This window comes from Sphingobium sp. UBA5915 (assembly GCF_002431195.1).
Classification (GTDB): Bacteria; Pseudomonadota; Alphaproteobacteria; order Sphingomonadales; family Sphingomonadaceae; genus Sphingobium; species Sphingobium soli.
The window spans coordinates 37,237-43,306 of the sequence record NZ_DJDV01000042.1; the positions used below are offsets into that span (position 1 = coordinate 37,237).

Below are 6,070 nucleotides of genomic sequence, written 5' to 3' on the forward strand. Positions count from 1 at the left end.
CTCGATATCCCAGTTTCCGCTCGCGCGGGTCGTTGTCCCTTGCTCCTCCCCCTGGACGACCTGCGCCGACGCGATGCGGACCCCGACCCCTGTCCGCATCGCGTCCCCCATTTCCGAAAGGCCCCATCATGATCCATCGCTCTGTCGCGGTTGCGACGATGCTGCTTGCCAGCCTATCCTCCATGGCGGAGGCCACGCCGCCCCTCATCCTTTATCCCCAGCATCTTGGCGTCGAAACCGCGCGCTATGATCGCGGCCGCGCGACCATTTCGCTCCGGTCGCCGACTGCCACCATCGAAATTCGGCCCCTGCCGGTCGAAAAGGGGCAGGTCGCCTTCTCCGTGGCCGTGTTCAACCATGGCCCGCGCCCGGCCAATCTGGGTATCGAAAATATCGGGGCGATGGTGAACGGCGTTCCCATGCCGCTCCCCACCTATGCCCAACTCGCCGACGACGCGGAACGGCGGGCGCGCAATGCGAAGATCGGAACCGCGCTGTTCGCCGGCGTCCTGGCAGGTGTCGCCTCGACCGCCTCGAACGAGGGCACCTACTATCGCCATGTGCGCGGCCCAAGAGGCGGCTACACCCAAGCCATCCACTGGCAGGATGATACGCCCGCCATCATCGGCGCGACGGCGGCGGTGGTTGGCGGCGCGGTGGTGATCCGCGGCATCGATCGAAAGCTGGACTACACGCTGGCGCAACTGGGCACGCAGATCCTCCAGACCACCACGGTCGATCCAGACAGCAGTTTTGGCGGCATGGTCGTCCTGCCCTTGGGGCACCGGGCCACAAGCCCGGCCGATATCCGCGTCACCATTCGCTTCGACGGCAGGCCCTATACGTTCGCATTTCGGCTCGCCCTTGCGGGCATGGCCATCCCCGCCGATTTTCCCGCTACCACCAGAGCCGACACGATCGCTCCTGTCATTGCACCCCCAGCCGATATGGCGGGCGATCGGGGCGGCCGGTGATCGGCGGCCACCATCGTCTGGTTTTCTCGTAAAAGGCACAATCATGAAAATGCATCCGCCGATCCAGCCGGAGCCAGAAGCGCCGCTGATCGACAATATGTTCGCCCCAGAAATCCTCGCTGGTGGCCTGTCAGGTCTTTCGTTCGTCAACGGCATCGTGACCATCACGCTGGAAAATCCTCGAGCCGATCATGCCCGTCCCGATCCGGCATTGGAACGGGTGGTCGTCGGCAGGGTCGGCATGCCGGTCCCCGCGGCACAGTCTCTGCTCTGCGCCCTCTACCAGTTTATGAGCCAGCATCGCATCAACCCGCTGATGGCGGAAAGCGAACGCTATTCCCAATGAGCTATTTTCCTCTGTCCTTCCTCACGCGTGGCGCCTCGTCGCGGGACTTGGCACTGCACATGCCGCCGTGCGTTTATCGGCTGTCGATCCGTTGGCGTATTGAGGAAGATGCGCAAGCACCTGCCCAAAACACGTCATCTAGGGCATGCTAGACAACTTACACTGATGTCAGTAACGTGGCCTCGCAGCTGAGCTGGCTACTACCCATCCGCCAAACCTGACAGGAAAGATCAACCATGGATATCGAAATCCCCCACAACCTAGGCGCGAGCGAAGCCAAGCGCCGCATCGATGCGGGCCTGCCCAAATTGGAACAGCATATTCCAGGCGGAGGAACGGTGGATGCGACATGGACTTCCGAAACCATGCTGGACATGACGATCACCGCCATGGGCCAAAACGTGCCCGTCCATCTTGTCGTGGAAGAAGCCTTGGTGCGCGGCACCGTCTCTGTCCCGATGATGCTCAAAATGATGTCGGGCCCGATCTCCGATTTCATGAAAAGCAGCGCGCAAAAGATGCTCGACAAGCCAACCTGACGGTCGTCTGGCTAAAGAGAGCACTGCCTCGGTCCAGGCATTGTCCACACGAACTTCTCCCTGGACCGCCATCCCATTGATCGACCTCAGGGAACGATGCTCTGCTGCTCTGGCAGATTGGTCGTCAGTCGCGAACTAGGCTGCTGGCCTCAGAGAGCGATATGCATCGGGTATGGCCAGTTTCGTTTTGGTCGGCCGGCATCAATCGCATGAGTAGGCGCGAAGAAGCGTATCAGCGATCTGCCGCGCAGCCGGGCCAAGTTCCTCATCGGCGAGTTCGCCAGCGGTCCAGAAAGACAGCGCACCCCGGAACGCGAGCGCGAGTTGCGCGGGCAGGATTCGGCATACCTCATCCCGGCGGAGCGAAGTCAGCCCCGCGCCGTCGCCCAGGGCTTGTGCCCAAAGGGCGGTGGAGTTGGATCTGACTTCGCCCGACGCTACGCTGCCGGTTCCGATCCACGCCATCACCGCGCGGTTCACGATGGGCTCGTCGAGCATGACCGCGACGGCAATGTCGACGGCAATCGCTACACGATCGGCGGCATGCGGCGGCTGTGGCGACGCGTCCAAGCGCGTCAACATAGCGTCGATCCGTCGCGCCGACAGTGCGTGCATGATGGCTGGCTTGCTGCCGAACTGATTGAATGGCGTCGCGAAGCTGACCCCGGCTTCGCAGGCAAGGTCACGCATCGAGAACTCTGCCCTGCCATCGCGCAGGAGGCGCTCTGCCGCATCGATTACGCGCTGGCGCACCGGCTCACCCCTGCGCTTCTTCCCTGTTTCCATCTTGTTTTCACTCATCAGTTATATATATCATGATATAATTATTTGCACTGTAGGAGTGTATGCGTGACAGACGATAGCCAGAAAGTCTTTCTCATCAGTGGCGTCGGCTCCGGGCTGGGCCGAGCCTTTGCCGCAGGTGCCTTAACGGCCGGCCACCAAGTTATCGGGACGGTGCGACGTCAGGAAGACGCAGACGCCTTCGCTTCACTCGCGCCGGACCGCGCAAGCCCGCTGCTGCTTGACGTGACAGACTTTGCCTCCATCCCTGAGGTAGTGGCCGCGGCCGAGCGCGATGTCGGTCCTGTCGATGTGCTGGTAAACAACGCTGGCTACGGCCATGAAGGCGTGCTTGAGGAATCGTCGATGGACGATCTCCAGCGGCAGTTTGCCGCGAATGTGTTCGGTCCGGTGGCGATGATGCAGGCGGTTTTGCCAGGCATGCGTAAACGTCGTCGCGGGCATATCGTCAATGTCACCTCCATGGGCGGGTTCATCACCATGCCGGGGATCAGCTTCTATTGCGGCAGCAAGTTCGCGCTGGAGGGGATTTCCGAAGCGCTGGGCAAGGAGGTCGCGGCATTTGGCATACGCGTCACGACGCTGGCACCCGGTCAGTTTCGCACCGACTGGGCTGGGCGCTCGATGGATCGGACGCCGCGTAGCATCGCGGATTACGACGCGGTGATGGACCCCATAAGGGCTGCGCGGCATGCCAAGAGCGGCAACCAGCCGAACGATCCGGCCAAGGCGGCCCAAGCGTTGCTGGCAATCGTTGAGGAGAAGAATCCACCGGTTAGGTTGTTTCTGGGCGAAGATGCGGTTGAACTGGTGGAGCAGAAACTCGGCGATATGCGTACGGAAGTTATTCGATGGGAGGCACTTTCTCGATCGACCGGATTCGATACCTTTTGAGGCTGCCGAAAAGATTCCAATTCGCGGAAGGAATCTGGGGGCCAAAGCGCCAGATATATGGCGGGTCGCTGCCATACCGATTTCGTGAAGTAGGCGGCAGGTTTTAGCAAAACTTGCCGCTCACAGCGCCGTTACGGAACGTCGTAGTGTGGTCGGTAGCTGCCGTGCCCGGCAACAGCCCGCGAGAGCAGCTCTCCTAGGTTGATTGCCTCACCGCTGCCTGTCCCCAACCGACCTATCTTACGTCCCGACTGTCCTGACAGAAGGTCATCGCCTTCACATCAAAGTAACACGGTCAGGACTCGAACTTAACGTCCAAGTAAATCCAGCCTTTTCCACGAATAAAGAATGTGCTATAGGGGGCTCCGGCGATCAAAAGGATCAATGATTCTGCTTGTCAGATCAGTTGCTTGACTGAACGCCAGTCAAGCTCTTCTGGCACCATTCCCATTTCCGGCCCTTTCAGCGTGTCCAACATACCGAAAGGTAAGGTCGGAATTGCGGTTCTAAAGCCTTCATTTCGCGCATAGGTAAGCCGGTCGGCAAAGGTCAGTTTCAGGACTGCCCGTTTGTCCTCAATGCGGTCAGACACCCATAGTTTTTGCGGGTTTGCGAGATAATCGAGGGCGGTTCTAAAAAGTTCGTCAAAGCTGCCGCGTGAGCCTCGCGGGTTGGCCTGTTCATCGACCAAAAGGGCGCGTTTGCGATCAAGCGCCTGAATGCGCTTCTCATAGGTTTCGACAAGGGCAGGGCTGTTCGCCTCGACCACCCGATCAACAAGCTGCTCGATGCTCTGCGAGATTTTGGCCAGCTCTGCCTTGATGATCTTCGCCGATTCCCTGACGCGGCTCGCCTGAGAATCCCACATGTCTTGAAGCATATGATGAGCGACTCTGATCAATCCCGGAGTTGGCGTCATCTGGGTAAGCAGCCGCTCGAACTCATCCTCGACGACCTGACGGCGGATCGACTTGCCGTATTCGGTGCATCCTTTTCGCTGGCAGAGATAGTATGCGTGACGTGCTCCCGAACGGCTCGTGGAGAAGCAACCCATCAAAGGGTTGCCGCAGACGCAGTTAATAAAACCACGAAGCGGAAACTCCTTTTTCAGATCGCTCCGAGCGGGCGCTTTCGCACGGCCGGAAACGCGATCAAGGATGCGTTGATGCGTCGCAAGGATGATAAGCGCTGGATGCCGCGCAGGGACCATATGCAGGTCCCATTCGGGAGCGGTGATGTATCCGGCGTAAGTTGGACGCTTCAGGATTTCCATGGTCGCGTTACGCCCGAGAGAAGCTCGGCGGTGCTCCGGGAAGGAGGGATGCTCTTTGAAAAATTGCTGCACTTCTGTCGCGGTTTCAAACAGCCCAGAGGCATAACCTTCCAAGCCCTCGCGGATGATCGACGCGACAGGCTCGTCGAGGACGAGGATTTTACCCTCGCTCCTAGTCAGCTCATATTTGTACCCAATGGGACGCCGCAGACAATAATAGCCGTTCTGCGTCCGGGCCCGCATCCGGCTGACTGTCTGCCGCGCGTTAGTCCGCCGATGATGCTAGTTGAACGATGCCTGGATATTCTCCGACAACTCGCGTTCGGGATCGTCGCCGATTTCAAGCGTGGGAGATTCGAGAACGCCGCCTGCTTCAGCTATCGCTTTACGGAGAGCCAAGTGGACGTAGAGATCACGCGCCAAGCGCGCGAGATCGTAGATGATGACGACGTAGGGTTCCTTCTGCTTGCGCAGGAAAGTGAGCATGTCATCCATACCGGGGCGCTTGAGCACTTTGCCGGTTATATCGTCCTCAAAGACGCGGACGAATTCATAGCCGCGCCGCTGGGCATATTCCCGCGCTGTGGTCGCTCGCCCGACGATCCCATGACCGTTCAGCTTTTGGTCGGCCCTGGAGACGCGGCAGTAAGCAATGCATTTTTGTAGATTGGTAGAAGGTTTCATAGGCGGCTCTTTCTCGCTGCCTCTCCTGTGGCGGCGTCATTGTGATCTGCCCCCTGCTGAGTGGCCCAAAGACTATGATAGTCTGGACCACGAAAGGGACGATGAATGCCGAGCAAGAAGCACAAGCTGGAAGAGATTATCGGCAAGCTGCGTGAAGTTGAGATTGTGCTGGCACAGGGAGCGAGCACGGCCGAAGCCTGCCGCCGGATCGCGGTCAGCGAGCAGACCTATTATCGCTGGCGGAAGGAATATGGCGGCCTGAAGACCGATCAGGCGCGGCGGATGAAGGATCTGGAGAAAGAGAACCAGCGTCTTCGCCGGGCGATCTCGGACCTGACGCTGGACAAGCTGATCCTGCAGGAGGCGGCCAAGGGAAACTTCTAAGCCCCGCGCGGCGGCGACGCTGCATTGATCATGTGCGACGAGAGTTTCCGGTATCCGAGCGACGGATATGCCGGGTGCTGGGTCAGCATCGATCGACGCAGCGCAAGGTGCCGCGCGGGGCGGATGACGAGCAGGCGCTGACGGAGGACATCATCGCACTGGCAAAGCAATA

7 protein-coding genes and 1 pseudogene are annotated in these 6,070 nt (G+C 59.6%); 5 read left to right on the plus strand and 3 right to left on the minus strand.

The window, feature by feature from the left end:
- The first annotated feature begins 128 nt into the window (after positions 1–128).
- The 3 genes from B2V90_RS05960 (at position 129) to B2V90_RS05970 (ending at position 1,859) form a co-directional block, all read left to right on the plus strand.
- A complete protein-coding gene (locus tag B2V90_RS05960; RefSeq protein ID WP_293920286.1) occupies positions 129–974 on the plus strand; it encodes a hypothetical protein in 846 nt (281 codons plus the stop codon).
- A 43-nt stretch (positions 975–1,017) separates the two neighbouring features.
- Complete coding sequence (locus tag B2V90_RS05965; protein ID WP_293920289.1) at positions 1,018–1,320, plus strand: hypothetical protein; 303 nt, start codon at positions 1,018–1,020, stop codon at positions 1,318–1,320.
- A 236-nt stretch (positions 1,321–1,556) separates the two neighbouring features.
- Positions 1,557–1,859 carry a polyhydroxyalkanoic acid system family protein gene (locus B2V90_RS05970; protein WP_293920292.1) on the plus strand — a complete coding sequence of 101 codons (303 nt, stop codon included), beginning with the start codon at positions 1,557–1,559 and terminating at the stop codon, positions 1,857–1,859.
- A 201-nt stretch (positions 1,860–2,060) separates the two neighbouring features.
- Here B2V90_RS05970 and B2V90_RS05975 read toward each other — a convergent pair whose 3' ends face one another.
- A complete protein-coding gene (locus B2V90_RS05975) occupies positions 2,061–2,660 on the minus strand; it encodes a TetR/AcrR family transcriptional regulator (RefSeq protein WP_293920294.1) in 600 nt (199 codons plus the stop codon).
- 48 nt (positions 2,661–2,708) lie between these two features.
- Here B2V90_RS05975 and B2V90_RS05980 point away from each other — a divergent pair, with 48 nt between their 5' ends.
- Entirely contained in the window at positions 2,709–3,557 is an 849-nt protein-coding gene (locus tag B2V90_RS05980) for an oxidoreductase (RefSeq protein WP_293920296.1), read from the plus strand.
- A 397-nt stretch (positions 3,558–3,954) separates the two neighbouring features.
- Here the strand turns inward: B2V90_RS05980 and B2V90_RS05985 are convergent, their stop codons facing one another.
- Both B2V90_RS05985 and B2V90_RS05990 read right to left on the minus strand, forming a co-directional pair.
- Positions 3,955–4,944, minus strand: coding sequence for a zinc ribbon domain-containing protein (locus B2V90_RS05985; protein ID WP_293920299.1), 990 nt, complete (start codon positions 4,942–4,944; stop codon positions 3,955–3,957).
- 168 nt (positions 4,945–5,112) lie between these two features.
- Positions 5,113–5,514, minus strand: a complete 402-nt coding sequence (locus tag B2V90_RS05990; RefSeq protein ID WP_293920301.1) for a recombinase family protein — start codon at positions 5,512–5,514, stop codon at positions 5,113–5,115.
- Positions 5,515–5,619: 105 nt separating this feature from the next.
- Here B2V90_RS05990 and B2V90_RS05995 point away from each other — a divergent pair.
- Positions 5,620–6,070, plus strand: a pseudogene (locus B2V90_RS05995) (transposase); the annotation flags it as partial.